Consider the following 22,989-nt stretch of genomic DNA (forward strand, 5'->3'; position numbering starts at 1 on the left):
TCCACATTCGGCAGCGTTTCCAAGACCGGCTCGGACGGCAATTTTTTCGCAGGTGAGTGCGGGATTGTGGTGTTTTCTCCCGAATCCAAGTACCAAATGATGCACTATCGTGCACACACCGAGAGGGAAGATACCAAAGCATTACTTACCGTAGTTCGCAGTGGCCTGTATGGGCCTTCGCAAGCCGCCGTTGTACGATGTCCACGCCGACGCGGGGGCACAGTTCACCGAGTTCGGCGGATGGGACATGCCCGTGGAGTACGACTCCATCAGGGCAGAACACGCGGCCGTTCGCGAGTCCGTGGGTATCTTCGACGTCTCACACATGAGTGAGATAGAAGTCTCCGGGCCGGACGGAACCGCGCTGATGCAACGCCTGACGACGAACGACGTGACGGTCCTCGAACCGGGTGACTCGCAGTACTCGGCCATCGTGGACGACAATGGAATCATCATCGACGACACCGTCGTCTACCGTCTTCCCGACCGGGACGACCCGGTGTATCTCTTCATCCCGAACGCCGGACACGACGAAGAGATGTACGACCGGTGGACCTCGTTCCGCGACGAGTGGGACCTCGATGCGACCGTCGAGGACGTGACCGAAGACTGGGCCATGTTCGCGGTACAAGGCCCCGACGCGCTCGAAACCGTCTCTGCGACGACCGACGAACCAGTCGGCGACCTCTCGAAGTTCCAAGCGCAGTACGCCGACGTGGCTGGCGTCGAGTGCTGGGTCGCCCGAACGGGCTACACCGGCGAGGACGGCTTCGAAGTCCTCTGTCCGTGGGACGACGCCGAGACCGTGTGGTCGGCACTGGACGCCATCCCGTGCGGACTCGGCTCCCGCGACACCCTCCGCATGGAGATGGGATTCCTGCTCTCCGGGCAAGACTTCGACCCCGAGGACGAACCGCGAACGCCGTACGAGGCCGGAATCAGCTTCGTCGTCAAGTTAGACACCGAGTTCGTGGGCCGCGACGCCCTCGAACAGCAGCACGACGCGGGCGTCGACGAGACGTTCGTCGGCCTCACGCTCCTCGACAGAGGTGTTCCCCGACACGGTTACGACATCGCCACCGAGGACGGCGACGTCATCGGAACCGTGACGAGCGGAACGATGAGTCCGACGCTCTCTGAGCCGATTGGACTCGGATACGTCCCCGTCGAGTACGCCGACGACGGAACAGAACTCACCGTCCTCGCTCGCGGCCGTGAGAAACGCGCAGAAATCGTTACACCACCCTTCATCGACAACTAATGTTCGAAATTCCCGACGACCGAAAGTACCTGGAATCGCACGAATGGACGACCACCGACGGCGACACCGTCAAAATCGGCATCTCCGACTTCGCACAGGACGAACTGGGCGACGTCGTGTTCGTCGAACTCCCCGACGAGGGCGACGAAATTACCGCTGGCGACGAATTCGGTGTCGTCGAGAGTATCAAGGCCGTCTCCGACCTCTACGCCCCCGTCTCGGGGACGGTCGTCGCCGTCAACGAGGACCTCTTCGACGCGCCGGAACTCGTCAACGAGGACCCCTACGGCGACGGCTGGATGCTCGAACTCGAACCGTCTTCGTCCGACGAGTTCGACGACCTCCTCTCGCCGGAGGAGTACCGCGAGCAGACGGAGTGAGATGACGGCTGGAAACGGACGCCGGGACGGCAGTCCCTACGCGCCACACACTGACGCGGACGAAGCCGCCATGCTCGACGCCGTCGGGGTCGAGAGCGCCGAATCGCTCTTCGACATCCCCGAAGACGTTCGATTCGACGGCGAGTTTGACATCGACGCCACCGACGAGCGCGACCTTCGCGAGTCTATCGCGAACCTCTTCGCTCGCAACGAAGAGCTGACCGAGTTCCTCGGTCGCGGCCACCACGCCCACTACGTGCCCGCGCTGGTGGACGACCTCTCGCGTCGCTCGGAGTTCCTCACCTCCTACACGCAGTACCAACCGGAAATCGCACAGGGCTTCCTGCAAGCCCTGTTCGAGTACCAGTCGATGCTGGTCGAACTGACCGGCCTACCGGTCGCAAACTGCTCGATGTACGACGCCGCGACGGCCCTCGCAGAGGCCGCGCTGCTCGCAGACCGCCTTCGACGTGGTGCGAGCGGCCACCGCGTCCTCGTTCCCGAACACCTTCAGGAAGGGCGACTGGGCGTCCTCGAAAACTATCTCGACGGTGCCGATATGGAAATCGGCGACTACCCGATGGACGACGGCGCTGTCGACCTCGACGCCCTCTCGGACCTCGTCGGCGACGAGACTGTGATGGTGTACGCCGAGAGTCCGACCGTCCGAGGCGTTATCGAAGAGAACCTGTCCGAAATCGGCGACCTCGCCCACGAGAACGACGCGCTGTTCTGTCTCGGAAGCGACGTGGTCGCGCTGGCGCTCCTCGAAGAACCCGCGAGCGTCGGTGCCGACGTCGTCGTCGGCGAGGCCGACGCCCTCGGGCTTGGCACCTCCTACGGGATGGGCCTCGGAATCTTCGCGACTCGCGAGAAGTTCCTCCGGCAGGTTCCGGGCCGTCTCGTCGGTGCCTCCGAGGACGCCGAAGACATGCGTGCGTTCACGCTGACGCTCCAGACGCGCGAACAGCACATTCGGAAGGAACGCGCCACGTCCAACATCTGTACGAATCAGGCGTGGGTCGCGCTCCGAACCGCAATGCACATCGCGTGGCTCGGCCCGGACCGCCTCGTCGACCTCGCGACCCGCGCAGTCACCGATGCGCGTGACCTCGCAGCGCGACTCGACGACATCTCCGGCCTGCGAGCACCGGTCTACGACCGGCACCACTTCCGGGAGTTCGTCGTCCACACGGACCAGCCAGCACCCGCCATCGCGAACGACCTCGCGGGGCGCGGCTTTGCGGTCCACACGCTCGACGACCACCACCTGCAAGTCTGTATCACCGACGTGAACGCCGATGCCGCCGACAGACTGGTCGCGGCCTTCGAGGAGGTAGCCTGATGAACTTCGACCAAGCACGCTTCAGCCGCGACGACCACTACGAACCGCTCCTCTCGGAGAAGGACAGCACGACGGTCGAAGTGGACGCCGACGGCGTCCTCCCGGACGACCTGACGCGTGACGAACTCACGCTCCCGGGGCTGTCCGAACCGCAACTCGCGCGCCACTACACGCGCCTCTCGCAGATGAACTACAGCGTCGAGTTGGGTCCGTACCCGCTCGGCTCCTGTACGATGAAGTACAACCCCTCGTTCACCGAGGACGTCGCGGCCGACCCGAACGCCGCCGTCCACCCGGACCGCTCGGACCGGACGATTCAGGGGACCCTCGGCCTGCTCCACGGCCTCCAGGAGCAACTCGCCGAAATCGGCGGCATGGACGCCGTGACGCTCCAGCCTCCCGCTGGTGCCGCAGGCGAGTTCACCGGCATTCTCATCGCAAAAGCGTACCACGAGGCCCGAGGCGACGACCGCTCGGAGATTATCATCCCGGCGTCCGCTCACGGGACGAACTTCGCGTCCGCCGCGCTGGCGGGCTACGACGTGGTCGAACTCCCGTCTGACGAGGACGGTCGCGTCGATATCGAGGCGCTCGACGCCGCTATCTCCGAGGAGACGGCCGCGCTCATGCTCACGAATCCGAACACGCTCGGGTTGTTCGAGCGCGACATCCTCGAAATCTCGGAGATGGTCCACGACGCCGGTGGCCTGCTCTACTACGACGGCGCGAACTTCAACGCCCTTCTGGGCCGCGCTCGCCCCGGCGACATGGGCTTCGACATCATGCACTACAACGTCCACAAGACGTTCGCCACGCCCCACGGCGGCGGCGGACCCGGTGCTGGACCGGTCGGTGTCGTCGACGAACTCGCCGACTACCTTCCGAGTCCGATGGTCCGAGAGACGGCCGCGGGCTACGAACTCTTCGAGCCTGAGTCGTCTATCGGCAAGGTCCACGGCTTCGGTGGCAACTGGCTCGTCCTCGTGAAGGCCTACGCCTACATCGCCCGCCTCGGCGATTCGGGCCTGTCGGACGCCAGCGCCAAGGCCGTGTTGAACGCCAACTATCTGGCCTCGCAACTCGACCTCGAAGTCCCGTACGGACCGTTCCACCACGAGTTCGCGGCGACGTCGGGCGACCGCGACGCTGCGGACGTTGCCAAGCGCATGCTGGACTACGGGGTCCACCCGCCGACGACGAAGTGGCCCGAACTCGTCTCGCAGGCGATGCTCACCGAGCCGACGGAAGTCGAAGACAAGGCGTCTTTGGACGACCTCGCGCACGCCTTCAACGCCGCCTACGCGGACTCCGACGAAGCACTCGAAACCGCGCCGACGAAGACGAGCGCCCGCCGCATCGACCAAGTCTCTGCGGCGCGGAACCCACGGCTCTCGTGGCAGGCGCTCGGCGACGACGAATAACGAAAACTCTCTTTTTGCGGCCTTACGCTTCCGCTTCCGCTTTCGCGTACGTCTCGATATCGTCCGTGATGTGGATGTACCCGTAGTCGCACTCGGTGCAACTCCACTTGGTCTTCTTGCCGAGGTGAATCTCCATGCTGGCGGCGAGGTAGAACGTGTCGTTGCCGCACTCGGGGCATTCGCGTTCGATTTCGAGGTCGCTCATGGGGTCGAATCCGTTGTAGTCGTTGTTGAAGATATTGGTTCGTGGGCGCTGTGACAGCTCTTATAAATCAAATAACGCGATATGAAATGGTGGTTAGCCTCGAAAGAAGACGCGTCCGGGCCACTATCTGGCGTAGACGCCAGTCGGTCGACGAACACCGGCGCGCGACCTACGCCCACGTGTCAAAAGATTATCGTCCTCCCAGACGAAACGGTGGCCGTGCTCGCCCTCGTGAACCCAACTGCGCGAACCGTTCGGAGACTCGTGTTCGGCCTACTCACGGTTCTCCTCGGTGCGATGACTATCTGGTCGGTCGCCCGCGGGCAAGCAGCGATTCGCGTCGTGCTTCTCGCCTCGCTGACGGCGTACGCCGGGAGTAATCTGCTCTCGCAGCAGATACCGCACATCAGTCGCATCGCTGCAGTCCCCCTCGGCGTCATCGGCGTGGGTGCGTACATTCTTGGCGCACCGACAGACCTGCCCATCTTGCTCATCCTGCTCGGTATCGGCGGCGTCGTCGACCTCGTTTGGGACCCGACAGGCAACGTCTACGGAAGCGACTCGAAGTGAGAGACTGGATTCAGCGAACGATTCGGTCGAGTTCGCTCGCAATCGCACTCGCCCGCTGTTCGTACAGGTCGCTTTCGGGGTCGTACCAAAACGGAAGCGCCGCCACCGACCGTCCCATAGCGAGCACGCGGTAGAAGTCACGTTGCGGAATATCTGGTCCGAACGGCAATGGGTCGTAGAGTGCCTCGCGAACAGGCTCCGGGTCGTCGATGTAGCGGGTTAGCAGATACTCGGCGTTGACGGCGGCGAACTCCAGCGGGCCGATTTTCGCTCGTTCGAGGTCGATAACGCCCGTGAGCTCCTCGACACTCTCCGGTGGGGTCCCATCTCGACTCATCAGGTTCGCCGGTGAGAAGTCAGTGACGAGAATCGACGGCGAGGGGGATTCTGGGAGTCGGTCGCGGCTCGCTTGGAGGTAGTCGAACACGTCCGGGACGACTGCGTCCAGTCGCTCGTGTGGCGCCGCCGCCTCGTAGAGTTCGGTTCCGTACTCGACGAAGTACGTGCCGAATTTGGCGACGAGTCGGTCGGCGTTCGGTCGTCTTGGGCATCGCCTGTTCTAGTTACTGAACAGCCAGTAGAGCGCGAGCCCCATTACCGCTTCGAGAGGGCCGATAATCACTGTCCCGAGGAGGAACAGCGTGTACACGAGGATGCCACCGATACCGTCATGTGAGTGAGTGCTCATCGTATATCCCCAATTCTGTTGGACTCATGATGTCTTTTTCGGAGACGGAGGCTATCGCGTTCGCTCCCACTCAGTGTCGAGATGCGAGCATGAAGCGAATCGCTGCGGCGTTCAGTGTCTGGCTACGCTTCGGTGGAGTCGATGCTTCCCAATTCAGGGACAGAATCGTCGCTCGCCCGTTCCTGCAGTTTGCCGACGATGACAGAGACGGCGTAGATGGCGACGGCGACGAGGACGATAACGCCCCCGGCGGTCGCACCGCCGTAGTAGGACACACCGATACCGAGGAGGACCGCGAGTTCAGCGAGGACCACAGAGACCAGAAGCGACTGGGTGAAGCTCTTCGAGACCTGCGCCGCGCCCGCGACGGGGACGACGAGCATCGCGGCGACGAGGATGACACCCATAATCTGCATCGCACCGACGACGACCAAGGCGGTCAGCATGACCATCACGCGGTTGTACCACGTGACCGAGATGCCGGAGACCGCGGCCGCGGTTTCGTCGAAGGTGACGTAGAGCAGTTGGTTCCGGGTGAGGCCGACGGTCGCGACGATGATGCCGAAGAGAACGAGCAGGATGGCCGCGTTCTCGGCGGAGACCGTCGAGAGGTTCCCGAAGAGGTACTGATTGATGCCGACCGCGAGACCGCCCGCGTTGAGGCTGATGAGCACCGTCCCCAGCGCGAACCCGGTCGAGAGCACGATTGCCATCGACACGTCGTTGTAGGCGTCGGTCGCCTCGGAGATGAGTTCGATGAGGAGCGCCGCGATGACGGCCACGATGACGGCAGTCAGGTACGGCGAGACGCCGAGGCTGAACACGCCGTTGAGGAACAACCCGACTGCGACACCGGCGAAGGCGGTGTGTGCCAACGCGTCGCCGATGAGTGCGAGTTGCCGGTGGACGAGGAACGTCCCGATGAGGGGTGCCATCACGCCGATACAGAGTCCGACGAGGATGGCACGGTGCATGAACCGGTACTGGAGGAACTCCAGTCCAGTCACGCCCTCGACGAAGAACAGCAGGTCCGACCAAAGCGAGAGGAACCAGTAGAGCGGTGCGAGCGCCGTGTCTAACGGCCCGGCCTGCAACAGGGTGAACAGTTCGACGTGCATCACGTCTCACCCATCACCGTCGCGGCCGTCCCGAACGCCCGCGCGAGTGCGTCGCTCTCGACGAAGTCGTCGGTCGGGCCGTCGAAGTATACTTCGCGGTTGAGACAGATAATGCGCTTTGCGTGGTCGGTGACTGCGCCGAGGTCGTGCTCGATGAGGAGAATCGTGATGCCCTCGTCGTTGAGCGATTCGAGCAGGTCGTAGAACGCGTCGACCGACTCGGCGTCGACACCGACGGTCGGCTCGTCGAGGACGAGCAAGTCGGCTTCGCCCGCGAGCGCGCGAGCGATGAATGCTCGCTGTCGTTGGCCGCCGGAGAGTTGGGTCACTCGTCGGTTGGCGAAGTCCGACATGCCGACTGTCGCGAGTGCTTCGTCGACGATTTCGTGGTCGTCGGCCGAGAGCATCCCGAAGCCGACGTGGGGGAACCGCCCCATCTTCACGACTTCGCGGACAGTGATGGGCATCTCCTTCGAGGCGCTCGCGTGCTGGGCGACGTACCCGATTCGGGCACCGTCGTCGAACGTGTGCGACGGTTCGCCGAAGAGCGATGCAGAGCCCTCGTCGGGGCGGAGCAAGCCGAGGATGAGTTTCATCAGCGTCGACTTGCCCGACCCGTTCGGGCCGACGATGGCGACGTACTCGCCCTGTGCGATACTGAGCGAGATGTTTTCCACGACGGGGGCCGCGGTGTAGCCGAACTCGACGTCCGACAGTTCGATAAGCGGGTCCGCTGGTTCAGCCGGTGACTCGGCGGTCGATTCCGCTTCTGACTGTTCTTCACCGTTTAAGATACTCATTCGAAGTTCCTCCACTCACTGTCCCATCCGTCGTAGCCCGCCTCGGCCGGGGACTTGTTGCCGAGGACGACTTCGAAGGTGGGCATGTTGATTTTGTACGCGATTTCTTCGTAGCCCCAGTTGTTCTCGACCCAATCCTTGCGGACGCCCGCGTACGGGGTCACGGGGTAGTACGCCTCGACTGCAGTCTCAGCGATGAGCTGTTTCGCGGGCTTTCGGGTCTCGAAGACTCCGGCACCGATGTACTTGATGTCGTTGTCGCTGATGACCTGCTTTGCCTCCGTGATGTCGGAGGGCTTCACGTCGCCGCTGGCCGCGAGGTTGACGACGAGTGGGCGCATCTCGACACCGTAGCGGACGCCGATGTACTGGAACGCGTTGTGGGCGGCCAGTTGGACGACGTCCCGCGATGCACGGTCGAAGATGTCCTGATAGTCTTGGTCGATTCGGTCGAGAACGTCGGTCTTGTAGGTCGATGCGTTGTCTCGGAACGTCTCTTCGTGGTCGGGGGCGAGTTCGACGAGCCCTTCCGTGATGTTGTCCACGGAGGTTTTCGCGCGCTGTGGGTCGAGCCAGAAGTGAGGGTCCTTGCCGCGTCCTTCGCCGACACCCTCTTCGTCCCTGTCGAGGCTGGCGGCGAGTTCGACGAGTTCGACGCCCTCGCGGACGTTGATGAGTTGGGTGTCGACGTCGTCGTCTTTCAGCGTCTGAATCGCACGGTCGGCCCACGGTTGGAAGTCCTTGCCGACGTGGATGAACGCGTCCGCTTCGATGATGTCGCGCGTGACGCTTGCGTCGGGTTCCCAGCCGTGGCCGTGAAGCCCAGTCGGAATCAGGTTCTTCACCGTGACCGGGGTGTCTTTTGCGATTTTGCGAGCGAAGTCGTAGAAACTAAAGAAAGACGCGACAGCGACGGGACCATCTTCGGAGTCGGCGTTCTCGCCCGACCCGGAGTTCTCGTCATTGTCTCCGCTTACAGCGCCACCGGTACATCCGGCGAGCCCTGCTGCGGCGAGGCTCGAACCTGCTGCGAGGACACGTCTGCGAGAGAGATACGTTCCGTCTGCGCGGGTTTCGTCTTCCATCATCTCAGTTGTAGTACAGTGACAGTATTTATGATTGCTGTTCTAATCTGATGTTTAGACGAATCTAAAAAGCACCAGAACGCCGCCCAAGGAGCCTGAAAACCATGCCAAGAGAATCTGAACGCGTGGTTTTTCCTGGCCGGGGTGAACGAGAGCGGGAGCCTCCAGTATCTCTTTGGCCGCGGGGACCGAACGCCGGGCTATGGAAACCGTGCTGTACGCGCTCGACGGGTGTCCGTACTGTGAGGCAGTCCACGACGCCCTCCAGACCGCCGACATCGACTACGAGACGAACTGGGTCGAGCCACTCCACTCCGACCGCGACGAGGTCAAGCGAGTGAGTGGCCAGCGCGCCGTCCCCGTCCTCGTCGACGAGGAACGGGGCGTGACGATGGCAGAAAGCGAGAACATCCTGCAGTACATCGACCAGACACTAGCACAATGAAGGTCTACACCGGCCGCGGCGACGAGGGGATGACCGACCTCCGGGACATGACCCGGGTGTCGAAGACGAGCCACCGAATCGAGGCATACGGCACCGTCGACGAGCTTAATGCGCTGCTCGGGACGGTCCGACCGACGGGCTACGACGACGTGGACGAAGTACTCGAACTGGTTCAGAACCACCTCCACATCGTGCAGGCCGACCTCGCGAACCCCGACCCGGACGAGGACGACCCGCAGATTCGAGACGAACACGTCGACGACCTCGAAGACTGGATCGACACCGCGGACGAGGAACTCGACCCACTCACGTCGTTTATCCTCCCCGGCGGAAGCGAGTCGGGAGCGAAGCTTCACCACGCACGGGCGGTGAGCCGCCGCGCGGAACGCCGTGTCGTCGCGCTCGCCGGTGAGGAGTCGGTCAACGAGTCGGTCGTCGCGTATCTCAACCGCCTCTCGGACGCGCTGTTCGTCTACGCTCGACTGGTGAACGCGCGCGATGGCGTGCCCGAAGAATCGCCGACATACTGAGATTCCGAACTGAACCCGTCTATGGTTGGGTACCCTTTCCTATCGAATGCGGTGTGACCGACTGCGTACGATGACACGACAACCGTGCCCAAACTGCGGCGGCGACACCACACTCGTAACCGGAATCGACCGCTGTAGCGAGTGCTCGTGGTGGGAACCACAGGGTGCAGACTAACGCGATGGACCTCGACGCGAGAGTGGTCGAGGTGCTCGAACGTCGCGGACCGCTCCACGCCGCCGAAGTCGCGCTCATGCTGGACTCGCACCTGTTCACCGTCGAGGCCTGTTGCGCGCGGCTAGTCGCGGCGGGCGAGATAACCACGACGAGTTGCGGCGTGTACGACCGGGTGCCGGACGACGAACCGGAGTGAGACGACGCGGCGAGACCGCTGTACGAGGGGTTTAGACGCACTGCTCGGCGAGAGAAGAGAGTCCAGGACGGATGAATCGTGCCCACGGTTCTACCGTCCCGGAGGGACAGACGCATGACGGGGGTGTCGGCAAAGTCGGTGGCCGACTTGCCCGTGTTTTAGGCATGCCTAAGAATTACTAAAGTGTATCGCTCTTTCAGGAGAATATGACACTCGGTACCGAATAGCATAATCGTTTTCTTTTCTCCGAGACTATCTTCAGGTATGAATCGACACTTCAGCGATGCACGGTACTACTTCCGACGCGGGTTCGACCACCTCTACACCGGATTGAAAGAGGAGAGCGAACCGCTGCGTCGGCGCATCATGGAAGCGATGGGACGAGAGATGGACGAAGAGGAGATGGGGCCGCAGTCGCGGCGCGAGCGCGTGGAGTACGGTGCGCGCCGGGCGGCCACTCGCGGGCGGCGGGCCGCCAGAAAGGTTCGCCGTCGCGTCGAGCGGACTGAGTAGTGGCTCGGTCCCCCTAATCGGGCCACAACGTAAGTCTTAATTGACGGCGAAGGGAAGCAGACTTTGTAGCCGGGTTGGTGGTCTAGCCAGGTTATGACGGCTCCTTCACACGGAGCAGGTCGGCAGTTCGAATCTGCCCCAACCCATTTTCTGATTCCTCGCAACTCCGAGCGATAGCGAACGGAGTGAGCAGCGCGAGGAGTCCGTGGAATCGAAAATGGAGACGGCAGATTCGAACCAGCGAGCAACTCGTTGCGAGTGAGGTTCACGCGAGCAAAGCGAGCGTGAGTACGTGAGACAGTCGTCTCACGAAGTCCGAATCTGTCCTATCCATTGCCTCAGTCCTTTAGTGGGGAGTAGGCAACTACGAGATTCTGAGTTGGTAGTATTATGTCTGGATTCTGAGTTGGTAGTATTATGTCTGGATTCAACAAGACAACGGCCAATACTATCAAATTTTCTAGTAGAGTGACCTCAAACAAAGTAGTGTACCTCTCATAGATAGTTCAAGAATGGCCAGATAACAACACATTACCTTTGACTCTTAAACCTGTATTCCGACTCCCCTGGATAATTATCAAGTGTTTCGTGAAGATGTGCCGGGACCCCTTCTAACAATTCCAATATAGGTGATACCTCCCACGATTCAATCCTGAGTTTCACAGTCTCATCTTCTCCGTAGTTCCTGTCACATTCAAAATGTGGATGCCCTTCTTTGAGACGGGTCGTGGTTTTAAGTGCCCCATCTAGATACTCAGTTGGGCCGAACCCATCGGCCCGAATCGAAATCTCTCCTCCGTCAGAATGGAGCCTGACAACTGTTTCCCCATCCAACCTTCGGAAGGTAGGAATGAGTTTTCTGAATTTGTACCGGTAGGTTTTCTTTTCTGAAAACGTCACGCGACCGGCTCGAATGGTGAGCTCCCCTGAAGAGAATTTTTTCCCTTCGACTGCGCGTCTCACACGAGTCCGTCTCTCGTAAGGTGCTTCAGTAACAGTTCCGAGCCAAGTCGCATAGCCTACTGCCAACGGAACAAGCACGCTGAGTACCTTCAGTAGGCCTTCCATGTGGTGACTCCGTGAACTCAGTTATAACTCCGAATATGCTGGACAAGACTTGCAATTTGGTTTTCGCTCTTGTTAGTAACGTCGTATTCGACTTTTAATTTCAACTGCTCCGAGACCTGATCTGCTTTGAGAACTATCTCATCAATATCTGTGGAATCGCCTTTGGCACCTCCTTTAGTTATAGTTGGCTCATCTTCAACCGTTTCTTCTGGTTCTGGTGTTTGGTATTTATCTGCAAGTTTGTTGATGAATTCATCATATTCGTCAGAAATCTCAAGACGTGTTTCGAATCCCTTCCTACCCGTAACAAACTTCCCTAGCCCAGCCGCCTGACACGTCTTGATTAAGAGGTTGATTGCTCGATCTGCATGGCTATCTCCAGTCGATTCCTCTGCCTTCTGTTTAAAAGAACTCTGTTTAATCGCTGGCTTATCCTTGACATCCTCTACCAAGTCTTCTGCGTGAATCCTGAGTAACGTGTCTCGGTACGCGTCATAGGATTCAATGGCTTCCTGAAACACAGTTTGTGAGGACTCGTCTTCGATATTTCTAGCGTAGCTGAGGCCTGATCCTCTTCCCGTGTTCGTGGCAAACCCGTCTTCAACCGTCAAGAATCCTAGTTTGGCACCATAATCTAACGCGGCACGAATCTGGCGCTGGTCAGTCTTCATTTCGTCATAGAGGTTCTGCTTTTTTGAGCCGTCAAATTGCCGGAGGTGGCCACAGACGGCGTGAAGAACCTCTGGTTTGGCTCGGCTAGGAAGTTCGACGGATGTCATTACGTTACAGGTACGACATCTCCCGCCATAAATCTATCGCGCCCGACCGCCATATATGCGCGCCATAGATGTCCAGGATATCTCGGCCATACAAATATTATAAGCACTTTTCAGACACAACCGGGTCTAAAGTACTCAACCTGGTTCTTTTCTCTCCCACCATTCCCAGATCGACTTATATGAATTGGAATATCAGGACACGTGATTCCAGTATGGTGTACGGTAATTGCATAATCTGGATCAAGGCTACTCAAGATAGGGGAGTAAGTTCCAAGGCTTGGGCTCCTGTTCCTTGGTATTCGCCCTACGACGACTCACCAACTTCCTGTGCCCTCCGCAACGTCCGCCCGGCGTAGCCCACGCCAAAGCCCATCCCGCCGAGGAGGACCGCGATGAGCACGCCACTCCCGAGGGGGTAGAGAACCCACACGACCGACTCCATCGCCGAGACGGGGATGAACAAATTGAACGTGAACGCGAGACTCGGGCCGAGCGCGAGTAGCCAACTCTCGATGGCACCGCCGCCCCGGTAGACAAAGTATGCGATGGCAGCGACGAGCAGGAGGAGCACCACGTCGACGACAAGCGACTGGACGGGCGTCGGGGGTGCGGCCTGCCACACCCGCAGCGCGGTCAGTCCCCCGAAGCAGACGGCAAAGGCGAGCGCCGAGAGACCGGCGATGCGTCGGCGGGACGTGTCTTCCATGCCAGTACAGTGTACGAAGGGGGATATGTGCCTTCTGGGGGTCGGAGATTCGACTGACAACCGCAGAAAACGACGGAAGGAACTCATTTACCAGCCCCGGCCAAAGTGAAAATTGAATGCCACGAATTGCCCTCCAGGCTGTCCTTGTGGTGTGTGTCGTGGTTCTCGCAGGCTGTGCCACGACGAGTCCGGCAGGAACACCCTCAGCAACGACCACAACTCCGGGAACACCCACGACAGCGGGAACGACCACGGCGACCGCGACACCCACCCCGACCTCGGCAACGTCGGGATACGCCCACGGCACGCAGTTCGTCTCGATAAGCCAGAACGACCCCGGCAACTGTTCGTCGGAGGCCGTCAACTGTCGCACCTTCGAGAACCTCACGGCCGACCAGCAACAGACGTTCCAGCGAGTCCGAAACCAAGGCCAACTCACCTTCCGGCCGAACGAGACCAATCCGTTCGACTACTACGACGAAGGCCGCCCCGAGTTCGTGAACCACGACGGGACGTGGTACTTCGTCCGCGTGGCAGTCAGGTGAGTACGGCCCGAAACGGGCGCTACCGAATCACCACCTCATCAGTTGGTGGAACGGAACCCCTCACCCACATAATTGACAATAGTTAACATTGCACAAGCCGAAGTGCAAATGGTGCTCACCGGGGGACAGCGTGGGTCGCAGTGAGACCGGTAGGAGGCGAGCGAATCGACCGAGCACCGGAGGGGGAGAAGATGGCAACGACCGAAGCCGAGAAGAAAGACGTAGTCCACCGTCTGCATAGTGAAATCTGGAGCGAGGGGAACCTCGACCTCGTAGACGAAATCGTGGCTGCGGACTACGTCGAGCACAATCCGACAGTCCCGCACGATGCTCGCGGGCCGGCCGACTACAAAGAGAGCGTCGAGATGTTCCGAACGGCGTTTCCCGACCTGACGCTCACCGAAGCGGACACGATTGTCGAGGGGGACAAGGTCGTCAGTCGGGTGACGCTCCAAGGCACCCACGAAGGTGAGTTCATGGGCGTCGAACCGACCGGCGTCGAGGTCGAATCCGAGGGCATCGTCATCAATCGCATCGTAGACAACCAACTCGTCGAATCGTGGCCCCTCGCCGATATGATGGGCGTCATGCAACAACTCGGGGTCGTCGAGTCACCCGCCGACTGAGAATCGCCCCCGCCTTCCGAGGCGGGTTTTTTGCCGTGTACTCATCCGAGAGCCGGTGAGCCGGTGTACTGCGAGACCAAATGCTCGGCCTCTCACACCTCCGGAAACGGGACCCGACGAATCGCCACTCGACCACTCGGAGTGACGAGCACCGTCACCGGCGATTCCTCCCATATCGGAGCCGACTGAAGCTCCCAGTCGAACGTCACCGTTGCTAACCGAAGTCAGTCTCGCCGGAACGACTCTCTCACGAACGACACAGACTCGATGGAATGACAATTAACCGACACAGTCGTGCGTGAAATATCGTGGGCCTCGACAGGTCACGGTTCGGAAACAGATCCATTCCCGAACGGCCATCAAACACGGTCTAACCGCGTATGTCGTCACGTAACGCGACACGTGAGTCGAAAAATCAGTGAAACGGTCGCACTGGTATTTGTCAGTTCGCTCGGTAGCGTGTCTCCGCAGGAACATGAGTGTGAGAATGTACCTCACTGGCGCGCTCGTCGTCGTCGTGGCCGTCACCGTGGCGGCCGCAGCCCCCGGAATCGGGGCCGTCGACGACGGCACACACGCCACTGACCGAGCAGTACAGACAGCCCAGCACGCACAGACACAGACGTGTCCGTTCCCCGCGAACACGTCTTCCGAGTCGTTCGACGTGTCGAATCTCTCGGCACCATCGACCGTCCAACCGGGCGACGAGGTGATGGTGTCGGCGGACGTCACGAATCCGAACGACGTCCCGCTGATTCAGTGCGTCGAGTTCCGGTTCGAAGGTGACGTCGTCGAGCGACGAGGGTGGGCGTTGAACCCGAACGAGACGGAGACAATCACGTTCACGGTGAGTGCCGAGGGTCTCGACGAGGGGACGTACATCCACGGTATCGAAGCGCGAGACACGGGTGAGGTGACGACCCTGACGGTGTCGGAGACGCCACCCCCGACGGCCAGCGTCGTGTTCGACAACCAGACCACCGATGGAACGTCGGTGACCGTCGCGAACGCGACGCTCTCTGACGGCGGGTTCGTCGCAATTCACAACGAGAGCGGCGCAATCGTCGGTGCGTCGGCGCATCTCGCTCCCGGGACCCACACGAACGTGTCGGTGATGCTCGACACTCCAGTGGTCGAAAACACCACCCTGACTGCGATGCCGCACCTCGACACCAACGGTAACGAAACGTTCGACTTCGTGCAGACGAACGGGAGCGAAGACGGCCCCTACACGGACGACGGAGCACCAGTCACCGACGAAGGGCTCGTAACCGTCGTATCGGAGCCGACCACGCCAAACGAGACGACGACTACACCGAACGGAACCGCAACTACGCCGAACGAAACGACGACCTCGCCAAACGAAACCGCAACCACGCCGAACGAAACGACGACTGTCCAGTCCGTCCTCGTCGTGTGAGACGGTAGTTCAAAACGAACTGTGGGGTGACGGGCACAGACGCGCCGTTTGTGCGACCGGACCCCCAAAGCGGCGTGACCTTATTCGGGAATCGGGAGTTTGTCAATCTATGACAGACTTCGACCTCGTCGTCATCGGCGGCGGAACCGGAAACACGGTGGCATCGAACGCGGCCGCCGAAGGGTTGGAGACCGCACTCGTCGAACCCGGACCACTCGGTGGCACCTGCCTCAATCGCGGGTGTAACCCATCGAAGATGCTGATTCAGCACGCGACGCGTCTGAACCAGATTCGGAATGCGCCCCGGTTCCGAATCGAATCGAGCGTCGAATCGGTGGACGTGCCCGGCATCGTCGACGACGTGTTCGGCACGCTCGACCCCATCGCCGAGCGAATGGCGTCGCAGAAAGTCGAACAGGAGAACCTCACGCTGTTCAAACACGAAGCACGGTTCGTCGACGACCACACCGTCGAAATCGACGGGCGGGAGTACACCGCAGACCAGATTCTCATCGCGGCAGGGAGTCGACCGCTGGTTCCGGGTGCAATCGACGGTCTTCGAGAGACCGACTCTCTCACGAGCGCCGAGGCGATCCGACTCCGCGACCTCCCCGACCGACTGGTCATCCTCGGCGGCGGGTACATCGCCGCCGAACTCGGCTACTACTTCCAGTCGCTCGGGACCGACGTAGCGCTCGTCGAGATGATGGACACACTCCTCCCGCGCGAGGACGAAGACGTTGCCGCGGCGTTCACCGACATCGCCGAGACGAGACACGAGGTGTACACCGGCTTCCGCGCGACCAGCGTTTCCTCGGACGGCGAGACAGTCACCGTCCACGCGGAGAACGAGTCGGGCGAGACAGTCGCTGTCTCCGGCGACGACCTCCTCGTGGCGCTCGGTCGGCGACCGAACACCGACCGTCTGAATCTCGATGCAACGGGCGTCGAACTCGAGAGCGTGGATTCGTTCGAACGAACGACCGACTGGAGACGAGCGTCGAGGGCGTCTGGGCGTCGGGTGACATCGCCGGCAACGCGATGTTCAAACACTCGGCCGACTACGAAGTCGAGGTCGTCACGGACAACATCGTCCACGGAAAGGTCCGCGAAGCGAACTTCGATGGGCTCACACACGCGGTGTTCACCGACCCGCAAGTCGCGGGTGTCGGTGCGACAGAACAAGAGCTACGCGAGGACGGCACCGACTACGTGGTCGGCCGAGCGGCGTTCACAGACACGGCGATGTCGCGGGCGCTGAAGCTCGAAGACGGATTCGTCAAGGTCCTCGCGTCACCGGCCGACGGGGAGATTCTCGGCGTCCACGCCATCGGCCACGAGGCATCGATGCTCATCCACGAGGCGACGATTGCGGTCAGACACGGCCTGTCAGTCCACCAACTGGCCGATACCATCCACGTCCATCCGGCGTTGAACAAGGTGATGGCGAACGCGTTCTCGGACGCGAGCGAGCGGGTGGCTCACGAATAGCGGGCGCGAAAAGAGGATGTCGGGTTCGGGTGCGGTCTTCCGGAGCGATGACGCAGGTGTCTGCGCTATCGCTTATCTGCCGCGACCGCGTCCACGTCCGCGACCACGACCACGACCGCGACGGCGTCCGCGCTCTGGACCGGGGCCGTCCGCGGCGTTTTTCACCTTTTTACGGCTGCCACAGGCGGCCGTCCAGATGTTTTCGAGGTCGAATTCGAGGGTTTCGTACGCTCCCTCGACCGCGCTGTGCCACCGCACTGCACAGTTGTTCGGGTTGAGGATGACGCCGTCGGACGTCTTCAGACCCACGATACCGTAGGGTTCTGAGACCTCCTTGTTGACAAGGCCATCACTGTCGGCGGCGACGAACATGGTGTGGAGTTCGCTGCTTCCCTCTTTCTTTAACACGAGGGTGTAGCCGTGTCCGCCGTTTCCGTTTTCGGGGCAGTACGCGCTGACTTGGCTGCAGCCACAGAACCACACGTCGTCCGGGGGCGGGCAGAGCCTCCCGCAGACGTTCTTGCTCTCGCCTTCGATGTCCCCGAGGGTGACTGGGCCGCGTTCTTCGACGTACGTTTCGAGTGGTTCCTCGGCGCACTCGCTCGGGTTGGGATAGTACCGCCACGTGCTGTCGACCATCACCCGGAAAGCGATGAGCGACTGACTAGTCGACGCCTCGTACTCGAAGTAGTACTTCCCGTCCATCGATTTGAAGTCCGACTTGGGGATTTCGACGTACGTGAACCCGCCGTCGTAGACGACGACTTCCAGTTTGTCGAACGCGTCTTTGCGGAACCCAGTTGCTTTGACCGATTCGCAGTTACACCAGTAGATGTCGTCCGGTAAGTCGCCCGCCAGCGCCGTCCCGGCGAATGCACCAGCACTCACACCGAGTGCGGTCGCCGTCCCGGCGGCCTTCAACAGCACCCGCCGCGTCAGTCCGTATGATTCGAGTTGTTCGTCGTGAGTCATTGTTCGAGTCGAGTGGCCAGGACCAACTCGCCACTATACCTGAGAGACGACCCAAGCCGATATTGTTATAAAACAATTGTCAGGAATTCCTGTCGATTCATCCTCACATAACCTGATACGAGTGGGGTTTACTCGGCGAAAACCGAAACAACAGTCACGCTTATGGACCGTTTCCCGCGGCGCTGAGGAGGCCGTCCGGGACGGTCAAAACGCCGTACCAGATGAGCGCGACGACGACGAGCGTGTACCCGACAGAGAGCGCGAGGTCCTTCGCGAGGGCGTGTTTCGAATACGGAACGGGTTCGTCGGACACGACATCGAGTGCGCCCTTGTGCAGGAGCACGAAGCCGACGATGTTCGTCAGCCAGTATCCTGCGACGACGCCCGGCAGAAACCACTCGCGGGCGACGAGTGCGACGAGGAGACCGAACCCGTACGCGAGTGGTAGGTTGACCACGAGGTCGTTCCACCACGAAAGCGGCGAGAGAACGAATCCGATGAGTGCGAAGAGTCCGCCCTTGACTCTACGCGGTTCCATTGCTAGCTATTGTCTGCCAAGAAGAATACTGTTGCTATCATTTTCAGCGTCGTGGCTGTCCCGAGTGGGATGCGGTGGGAGTCGAGTTAGTCCTCCCAGAGCGTCACGAGAATAACGGCGTCTTGGAGGTCGTACGCGCCGCTGTTCTCGTTTCTCGTCCCGAGTTCGAACAGGTAGATAGCCTGGTTGTCGTCCAGTTCCATCGTCTGTCCGTCATCACTGATGTAGGGTTGGACGAACTCCTCTGCGTCGTCTTGGCCGTTGTAACCCTTGATGTCCGGCACCGGGTCACCGTCGCGGAGCACTCTGACCTGGTCGTGGTCTTCCGAGGAGTTTGCCGTGACGTACCCGTCGGCAGCGGCGATGAGGTGGATTTCTTCACCAGCGTTACCGGTCGCGTTGAACGACCGCTCGTTCCCATCGTTGACGTTCTCCCAGTCCGCAGGTGAGTGGGTCTCCCCACCGACGGTGAACGTCACTTCGACTGGAACGTCTCTGTTACCGCTCTTGATGGCGCTTCCGAGGAGTTCAAAGTCACCTCTGAAGTCGACCGAGGGGATGACCGTCCCGTCGTCGATAGTGAAGTCGTTGTCCGGCGTCGGTGTCGGTGTTGGAGTCGGCGTGGGCGTGGGCGTTGGTGTTGGAGTCGGTGTCGGCGTGGGCGTCGGCGTGGGTGTCGGCGTCGCGGCCGCACCGGTGATGTCGTACGTTTCGCCAACACCGCGGACTTCCAGCGGAATCGTCATGGTCTCGCCGGGACCGCTCGCGCCGTCGAGCGTGAGGGTAACGTTGTCGGACTGGATACCGGTGACGTTGCCCGGCGCAGTGTACAAGAGCCGGATTCGCCCCGATTCGTCGGCGACAGCCGTGGTTCCATGAGTTGGGGCGACGGTCCCACCGAGTGGCGTGGGCGACTGGATAGTCACGGTCGCACCGGCTGCGGGCGCGCCGTATCGGTCGAACGCTCGGACCACGAGTGCCGTGGACCCTCCAGCCGGAACTGCGGCGTGCTCACCCTCGACTGGAATCGCGTAGGCAGCGGGGCTCGGCTCTAGCGCTTCGCCGACGCCGAGGCGGGCGATTCGGAAGTCGTACTGAACGCCCGCGTCGAGTTCGATAGTGACGATAGCGTGGTCACCGCTCGGCGTGTACGAGGCCACCTGTGCGTGCGGTTCCTCCGCCATGAGGTCGTTCCACTCCGCCTGTGACAGCGAGGTCGGAACCGAGATGCGAACCGGGTCGGTGGCGTTGTAGACCGAAAGCGATTCGGTGCGAACCGAAACCGGCGAGACCGAGACGGTGTCACCGGCAGTCGTGTGCCCGTCGAGGTCGCCTTCGAAGAAGACGAGCGTGACTGACGTGCCACGGACGAGCGACTGGCGGTTGACGACGGCGTTTCCGTCGTCGTCGAGGTACGAGACGCCGCTTTCGATAATCAACCTGGATTCGTCGCGCTCGGCGTATTCGGGCGCGTAGACGATGGAGCTGGTCGTGTAGGTGTGGCTCGACCCATTCCAGAAGACCGACTCAGGTCCGACGGCCGACACGCCCGTGATAGTGACCGAATCAGTATCGTCGACTCGGAAGGTGCCAGTGCTGTCTGGCGGTGACACCACGAGATACCGCTCGGGGTACGAGACGTCGCTGTCGACTGCGACGCGGCCGCCGGAGTCGAGCCCCGACGCGCGGAAGATTTCAGTGTCGAGCGACGCGAGGTCGTTCGAGACGCGTTCGTTGTGGTCTGCTTCGTCACCGGCCGTCCAGACCGGTGCGCCCGCGAGTTGGACCATCGCGATGACGGAGACGACGAGGCCGAACGCGAAGACGAGTCCGAGGATTTCGGAGGTTCCTCGGCTGGAAGTGGTGAACCGAGACATGGCTTATGTCTCCACCACCGGAGCGTTCAGTTCGGGACTATCCTTGTCCTCTATCGAGGAGTTCGGCAGGGAGATGCGCGTCGCGGCGGTGATGACGACGTCACGCTTCGCGGAGATGGCCGCTTCGCGGCCGCTGACCATCCCGGTGTGGGACGTCATGATGACGTCGCTGTTCGCGCTTCCCTTCGAGGAGGCGATGTTGGAACCGACGACGTAGATGTTGGCCTCGGCGTCGATTTCGGACCCGCCGTCACCGAGGATGACCACGCCGTTGAGGTTGATGCCACCGGATGCGGAGTCGATGTAGATACCTCGGTTGTCCTTGACACCTGAGACTGCGGCACCCGTGAGGTCGACGCCGTTCTCGCCGATGACGCTGACGTCACCGTTTCCGCTGAGGTCGGCGCTTCGGGCGCTGATGACCCCCGATGTCGACTCGACGGTGATGTCACGGTTCGACTCGATAGAGCTGATTCCGGCGTTGTCGAGGTCGAGGTCGTTGGTGGCGGAGACGGTGACGTCACCCTTGCCACCTTGGTTTATCGAGGCCCCAGAGAGGTCGATTTCGTCACCGGCCGTCACCTCGACGTCCTTGCCTTTGACCGAGAGGAGTCCCACGCCGACCGCCTCGACGGACTTGGAGTGCGCGTCGACCGTAATATCGCTGTTCGAACCGGTCGTCACCACGTCGACGTGGAGTGAGACGCCCTCACCTTCGAGTGTCACGTCGCCGTCGGTGGCGATTGTTCCGACGCTCGGGGGCACGACGAGTCGGTCAGAACCGGCGTCGTAGACCACGTCAGAGCCGCTTCCGGTGTCGTTGACGCGGTAGTCGGCTCCGTTGAACTCACCGTTTTCATCCACGTCCGCGTAGGCGAATCCGGGGTCACCGATGGCAGCGACGAGCCCGCGAAGCGGGTCGGTGACGCCGCCTTGTTGCAGTTGCACGTCGAACGTCACGCGGTCGACTTCGGTACCAGAGGAGTTCTCCACGATGACGTCGAACTGGTCGGCGGTGACGCCGTCGATGCTGCTCGTCGCTGTGTAGACGAACGTCGCTCGACCGTCGCTGTCGGTGACAGTCGAGATGGTTCCGTTGTCGCGGGCGGCGACACGGCCGCTTTCGTCGGTCAACCCGGTGTTCACCTTGACAGCCGCGTTCGGCACGGGGTTGTTCTGGGCGTCACGGACCTCGACGACGGCGCGGTGGGTCGCCCCCGGCGGGACGACAGCATCGTCACCCTCGACGTCCACGATGTAGGCCGGTTCTTGGGTCGCACCCGGCGTGTCGATGCCGACTCGCGAGAGTTGGAGGTCGTACGTCTTTCCGGGCGCGAGTTCGACAGTCAGGGTGTTGTAGTCGGTCCCGTTCGTGTACGTGATAGACTGAACGTTCGGCTCCGAGGCCAACATCGACCGCCACGTCGATTCCGAGAGACGGGTCGGCACGGAGATGGTAATCGGCGTGCCGGTGTCGGAGACCGTGATGTAGTCGGTACCCGAACTCAGCGGAACGACGCTGAACGTCTGGGCCTCGCCGGCCGAGGTGTCGATGTTCCCTTCGAGGAAGACGAGCGAAATCTTCGTTCCGTCGATGAGCGACTGGGTCGCACCGACCTCGCTTCCGGCGTAGGCGGTGTACTGCGTGGTTCCTTCGTGAACGAGCGCGGGTTCACTCTGGAGGTAGCGGTAGTCCGGGCGGTAGACGAACTGCTGGGTGTCGAACGTGTGTTCGGAGCCGTCCCAGTAGGTGCCGGCTTCGCCGGTCGCAACCGCACCGTCGATACGGGCTGTCGCAGGGGCAGTCGTCCGGAGGTTTCCGGAGCCGGCTGCGGGCGACAGGAACAGCGCGCGGGTCGGGTAGTCGACGCCGGCGTCGATGGTCGCACGCGTCTGTCGGTTGTCGACCGCTTTCGACACGCTCTCGTCGAACGCGGCGAAGTCGCTTTCGGCCTCGGTGAGGTGTTCGAACTCGGTCTGTTGGTTCCACGCGGGAACCGCCGAGACCTGGACCATCGCGACGACCGAGACGACGAGCGCGAAGGCGAACATCGTCCCGAGGACGGCCGAAGCCGCCCGGTCGTCGGTTCGGAAGCGCGAGCAGCCGCGAACGGCGTTCGCGACGACTCCGCGGAGGCTGTGTCTGCGTGGCGAGTGGTCGTGCCTACGTGACGAGTGGTCGTGCCTGCGAGGCGAATGGTCGTGTCTGTTGGAGGGGGTATTTCGAGTCATTGT

At 61.4% G+C, this 22,989-nt stretch carries 25 protein-coding genes, 1 tRNA gene and 1 pseudogene; 14 read left to right on the plus strand and 13 right to left on the minus strand.

The genetic code is table 11. The features are described from left to right. The first annotated feature begins 169 nt into the window (after positions 1-169). From gcvT to gcvPB, 4 genes are read left to right on the plus strand one after another with little or no spacing between them, the layout of a single operon-like run. Positions 170-1,261, plus strand: coding sequence for a glycine cleavage system aminomethyltransferase GcvT (gene gcvT, locus KU306_RS01055; RefSeq protein ID WP_258302605.1), 1,092 nt, complete (start codon positions 170-172; stop codon positions 1,259-1,261). Continuing rightward, positions 1,261-1,641, plus strand: a complete 381-nt coding sequence (gcvH, locus tag KU306_RS01060) for a glycine cleavage system protein GcvH (protein WP_007542820.1) — start codon at positions 1,261-1,263, stop codon at positions 1,639-1,641. The genes gcvT and gcvH overlap by 1 nt, the downstream gene beginning before the upstream one ends. 1 nt (position 1,642) lies before the next feature. After that, positions 1,643-2,986: an aminomethyl-transferring glycine dehydrogenase subunit GcvPA gene (gcvPA, locus tag KU306_RS01065; RefSeq protein WP_258302606.1), complete on the plus strand. Its 1,344-nt coding sequence runs from the start codon at positions 1,643-1,645 to the stop codon at positions 2,984-2,986. Next, a complete protein-coding gene (gene gcvPB / locus KU306_RS01070) occupies positions 2,986-4,407 on the plus strand; it encodes an aminomethyl-transferring glycine dehydrogenase subunit GcvPB (protein ID WP_007542817.1) in 1,422 nt (473 codons plus the stop codon). The genes gcvPA and gcvPB overlap by 1 nt, the downstream gene beginning before the upstream one ends. A 22-nt stretch (positions 4,408-4,429) precedes the next feature. Here the strand turns inward: gcvPB and KU306_RS01075 are convergent, their stop codons facing one another. Then, positions 4,430-4,612 carry a DUF7838 family putative zinc beta-ribbon protein gene (locus tag KU306_RS01075; RefSeq protein ID WP_007542815.1) on the minus strand — a complete coding sequence of 61 codons (183 nt, stop codon included), beginning with the start codon at positions 4,610-4,612 and terminating at the stop codon, positions 4,430-4,432. A gap of 81 nt (positions 4,613-4,693) precedes the next feature. Here KU306_RS01075 and KU306_RS01080 point away from each other — a divergent pair, with 81 nt between their 5' ends. After that, positions 4,694-5,182 (plus strand): hypothetical protein, encoded by a 489-nt coding sequence (locus KU306_RS01080; protein ID WP_258302607.1) that lies wholly within the window; start codon positions 4,694-4,696, stop codon positions 5,180-5,182. A gap of 10 nt (positions 5,183-5,192) precedes the next feature. On the opposite strand, the gene KU306_RS01085 is transcribed toward KU306_RS01080, so the two are convergent. From KU306_RS01085 to KU306_RS01105, 5 genes are all read right to left on the minus strand, one after another. Continuing rightward, positions 5,193-5,609, minus strand: a complete 417-nt coding sequence (locus tag KU306_RS01085) for a hypothetical protein (RefSeq protein WP_258302608.1) — start codon at positions 5,607-5,609, stop codon at positions 5,193-5,195. 132 nt (positions 5,610-5,741) lie between these two features. Then, entirely contained in the window at positions 5,742-5,870 is a 129-nt protein-coding gene (locus KU306_RS01090; protein ID WP_258302609.1) for a hypothetical protein, read from the minus strand. Between the two features lie 122 nt (positions 5,871-5,992). Beyond that, complete coding sequence (locus KU306_RS01095) at positions 5,993-6,988, minus strand: metal ABC transporter permease (protein ID WP_007542809.1); 996 nt, start codon at positions 6,986-6,988, stop codon at positions 5,993-5,995. Beyond that, positions 6,988-7,788, minus strand: a complete 801-nt coding sequence (locus KU306_RS01100) for a metal ABC transporter ATP-binding protein (RefSeq protein ID WP_258302610.1) — start codon at positions 7,786-7,788, stop codon at positions 6,988-6,990. The genes KU306_RS01095 and KU306_RS01100 overlap by 1 nt, the downstream gene beginning before the upstream one ends. Continuing rightward, positions 7,785-8,876, minus strand: coding sequence for a metal ABC transporter substrate-binding protein (locus tag KU306_RS01105; RefSeq protein WP_007542806.1), 1,092 nt, complete (start codon positions 8,874-8,876; stop codon positions 7,785-7,787). Before KU306_RS01105 ends, KU306_RS01100 begins: the two co-directional genes overlap by 4 nt. A 199-nt stretch (positions 8,877-9,075) precedes the next feature. Between KU306_RS01105 and KU306_RS01110 the strand changes: the two genes are divergently transcribed. From KU306_RS01110 to KU306_RS01130, 5 genes are all read left to right on the plus strand, one after another. Further along, positions 9,076-9,318 carry a glutathione S-transferase N-terminal domain-containing protein gene (locus tag KU306_RS01110; RefSeq protein ID WP_007542803.1) on the plus strand — a complete coding sequence of 81 codons (243 nt, stop codon included), beginning with the start codon at positions 9,076-9,078 and terminating at the stop codon, positions 9,316-9,318. Next, positions 9,315-9,848: a cob(I)yrinic acid a,c-diamide adenosyltransferase gene (locus KU306_RS01115; RefSeq protein ID WP_007542801.1), complete on the plus strand. Its 534-nt coding sequence runs from the start codon at positions 9,315-9,317 to the stop codon at positions 9,846-9,848. Before KU306_RS01110 ends, KU306_RS01115 begins: the two co-directional genes overlap by 4 nt. Before the next feature lie 164 nt (positions 9,849-10,012). Further along, positions 10,013-10,219 carry a hypothetical protein gene (locus tag KU306_RS01120; protein WP_258302612.1) on the plus strand — a complete coding sequence of 69 codons (207 nt, stop codon included), beginning with the start codon at positions 10,013-10,015 and terminating at the stop codon, positions 10,217-10,219. 264 nt (positions 10,220-10,483) lie between these two features. Next, positions 10,484-10,732: a hypothetical protein gene (locus KU306_RS01125; RefSeq protein WP_007542799.1), complete on the plus strand. Its 249-nt coding sequence runs from the start codon at positions 10,484-10,486 to the stop codon at positions 10,730-10,732. Between the two features lie 71 nt (positions 10,733-10,803). Beyond that, positions 10,804-10,878 (plus strand) — tRNA-Val (locus KU306_RS01130). Positions 10,879-11,263: 385 nt separating this feature from the next. Here KU306_RS01130 and KU306_RS01135 read toward each other — a convergent pair. The 3 genes from KU306_RS01135 to KU306_RS01145 all read right to left on the minus strand — a co-directional run bounded on the left by KU306_RS01135 (position 11,264) and on the right by KU306_RS01145 (position 13,285). Next, complete coding sequence (locus KU306_RS01135) at positions 11,264-11,800, minus strand: hypothetical protein (protein WP_258302613.1); 537 nt, start codon at positions 11,798-11,800, stop codon at positions 11,264-11,266. Between the two features lie 17 nt (positions 11,801-11,817). Further along, the gene (locus KU306_RS01140) at positions 11,818-12,579 is read right to left on the minus strand and encodes a hypothetical protein (RefSeq protein WP_258302614.1); all 762 of its coding nucleotides are present in this window, start codon (positions 12,577-12,579) and stop codon (positions 11,818-11,820) included. A gap of 304 nt (positions 12,580-12,883) precedes the next feature. Next, positions 12,884-13,285 carry a hypothetical protein gene (locus tag KU306_RS01145; protein WP_258302615.1) on the minus strand — a complete coding sequence of 134 codons (402 nt, stop codon included), beginning with the start codon at positions 13,283-13,285 and terminating at the stop codon, positions 12,884-12,886. Positions 13,286-13,401: 116 nt separating this feature from the next. Between KU306_RS01145 and KU306_RS01150 the strand changes: the two genes are divergently transcribed. The 4 genes and pseudogenes from KU306_RS01150 to KU306_RS19015 all read left to right on the plus strand — a co-directional run bounded on the left by KU306_RS01150 (position 13,402) and on the right by KU306_RS19015 (position 17,367). Beyond that, positions 13,402-13,830, plus strand: a complete 429-nt coding sequence (locus KU306_RS01150) for a DUF7979 domain-containing protein (RefSeq protein WP_258302616.1) — start codon at positions 13,402-13,404, stop codon at positions 13,828-13,830. Between the two features lie 191 nt (positions 13,831-14,021). Continuing rightward, entirely contained in the window at positions 14,022-14,456 is a 435-nt protein-coding gene (locus KU306_RS01155) for an ester cyclase (RefSeq protein ID WP_258302617.1), read from the plus strand. A 475-nt stretch (positions 14,457-14,931) separates the two neighbouring features. After that, positions 14,932-15,876 (plus strand): DUF7282 domain-containing protein, encoded by a 945-nt coding sequence (locus tag KU306_RS01160; RefSeq protein WP_258302618.1) that lies wholly within the window; start codon positions 14,932-14,934, stop codon positions 15,874-15,876. A 109-nt stretch (positions 15,877-15,985) separates the two neighbouring features. Beyond that, positions 15,986-17,367, plus strand: a pseudogene (locus tag KU306_RS19015) (dihydrolipoyl dehydrogenase family protein). A 72-nt stretch (positions 17,368-17,439) separates the two neighbouring features. On the opposite strand, the gene KU306_RS01175 reads toward KU306_RS19015, so the two are convergent. The 4 genes from KU306_RS01175 to KU306_RS01190 all read right to left on the minus strand — a co-directional run bounded on the left by KU306_RS01175 (position 17,440) and on the right by KU306_RS01190 (position 22,986). Next, positions 17,440-18,339 (minus strand): hypothetical protein, encoded by a 900-nt coding sequence (locus tag KU306_RS01175; RefSeq protein WP_258302620.1) that lies wholly within the window; start codon positions 18,337-18,339, stop codon positions 17,440-17,442. A gap of 160 nt (positions 18,340-18,499) precedes the next feature. Beyond that, entirely contained in the window at positions 18,500-18,877 is a 378-nt protein-coding gene (locus tag KU306_RS01180; RefSeq protein WP_258302621.1) for a DUF7980 family protein, read from the minus strand. A gap of 86 nt (positions 18,878-18,963) precedes the next feature. Further along, positions 18,964-20,754 carry a DUF7289 family protein gene (locus KU306_RS01185; RefSeq protein WP_258302622.1) on the minus strand — a complete coding sequence of 597 codons (1,791 nt, stop codon included), beginning with the start codon at positions 20,752-20,754 and terminating at the stop codon, positions 18,964-18,966. Positions 20,755-20,757: 3 nt separating this feature from the next. After that, positions 20,758-22,986 (minus strand): head GIN domain-containing protein, encoded by a 2,229-nt coding sequence (locus tag KU306_RS01190; RefSeq protein ID WP_258302623.1) that lies wholly within the window; start codon positions 22,984-22,986, stop codon positions 20,758-20,760. Positions 22,987-22,989: the final 3 nt, after the last annotated feature.

The sequence above is a fragment of the Haloferax larsenii genome (assembly GCF_024730625.1).
Lineage (GTDB): Archaea > Halobacteriota > Halobacteria > Halobacteriales > Haloferacaceae > Haloferax > Haloferax larsenii.

Bases quoted from the DNA above. Each gene is read 5' to 3' on its own strand.
- gcvT (WP_258302605.1), top strand. From the start codon at position 170: ATGGGCCTTCGCAAGCCGCCGTTGTACGATGTCCACGCCGACGCGGGG.
- gcvH (WP_007542820.1), top strand. From the start codon at position 1,261: ATGTTCGAAATTCCCGACGACCGAAAGTACCTGGAATCGCACGAATGG.
- gcvPA (WP_258302606.1), top strand. From the start codon at position 1,643: ATGACGGCTGGAAACGGACGCCGGGACGGCAGTCCCTACGCGCCACAC.
- gcvPB (WP_007542817.1), top strand. From the start codon at position 2,986: ATGAACTTCGACCAAGCACGCTTCAGCCGCGACGACCACTACGAACCG.
- KU306_RS01075 (WP_007542815.1), bottom strand. From the start codon at position 4,612: ATGAGCGACCTCGAAATCGAACGCGAATGCCCCGAGTGCGGCAACGAC.
- KU306_RS01080 (WP_258302607.1), top strand. From the start codon at position 4,694: ATGAAATGGTGGTTAGCCTCGAAAGAAGACGCGTCCGGGCCACTATCT.
- KU306_RS01090 (WP_258302609.1), bottom strand. From the start codon at position 5,870: ATGAGCACTCACTCACATGACGGTATCGGTGGCATCCTCGTGTACACG.
- KU306_RS01095 (WP_007542809.1), bottom strand. From the start codon at position 6,988: ATGCACGTCGAACTGTTCACCCTGTTGCAGGCCGGGCCGTTAGACACG.
- KU306_RS01100 (WP_258302610.1), bottom strand. From the start codon at position 7,788: ATGAGTATCTTAAACGGTGAAGAACAGTCAGAAGCGGAATCGACCGCC.
- KU306_RS01105 (WP_007542806.1), bottom strand. From the start codon at position 8,876: ATGATGGAAGACGAAACCCGCGCAGACGGAACGTATCTCTCTCGCAGA.
- KU306_RS01110 (WP_007542803.1), top strand. From the start codon at position 9,076: ATGGAAACCGTGCTGTACGCGCTCGACGGGTGTCCGTACTGTGAGGCA.
- KU306_RS01115 (WP_007542801.1), top strand. From the start codon at position 9,315: ATGAAGGTCTACACCGGCCGCGGCGACGAGGGGATGACCGACCTCCGG.
- KU306_RS01125 (WP_007542799.1), top strand. From the start codon at position 10,484: ATGAATCGACACTTCAGCGATGCACGGTACTACTTCCGACGCGGGTTC.
- KU306_RS01135 (WP_258302613.1), bottom strand. From the start codon at position 11,800: ATGGAAGGCCTACTGAAGGTACTCAGCGTGCTTGTTCCGTTGGCAGTA.
- KU306_RS01140 (WP_258302614.1), bottom strand. From the start codon at position 12,579: ATGACATCCGTCGAACTTCCTAGCCGAGCCAAACCAGAGGTTCTTCAC.
- KU306_RS01145 (WP_258302615.1), bottom strand. From the start codon at position 13,285: ATGGAAGACACGTCCCGCCGACGCATCGCCGGTCTCTCGGCGCTCGCC.
- KU306_RS01150 (WP_258302616.1), top strand. From the start codon at position 13,402: ATGCCACGAATTGCCCTCCAGGCTGTCCTTGTGGTGTGTGTCGTGGTT.
- KU306_RS01155 (WP_258302617.1), top strand. From the start codon at position 14,022: ATGGCAACGACCGAAGCCGAGAAGAAAGACGTAGTCCACCGTCTGCAT.
- KU306_RS01160 (WP_258302618.1), top strand. From the start codon at position 14,932: ATGAGTGTGAGAATGTACCTCACTGGCGCGCTCGTCGTCGTCGTGGCC.
- KU306_RS01175 (WP_258302620.1), bottom strand. From the start codon at position 18,339: ATGACTCACGACGAACAACTCGAATCATACGGACTGACGCGGCGGGTG.
- KU306_RS01180 (WP_258302621.1), bottom strand. From the start codon at position 18,877: ATGGAACCGCGTAGAGTCAAGGGCGGACTCTTCGCACTCATCGGATTC.
- KU306_RS01185 (WP_258302622.1), bottom strand. From the start codon at position 20,754: ATGTCTCGGTTCACCACTTCCAGCCGAGGAACCTCCGAAATCCTCGGA.
- KU306_RS01190 (WP_258302623.1), bottom strand. From the start codon at position 22,986: ATGACTCGAAATACCCCCTCCAACAGACACGACCATTCGCCTCGCAGG.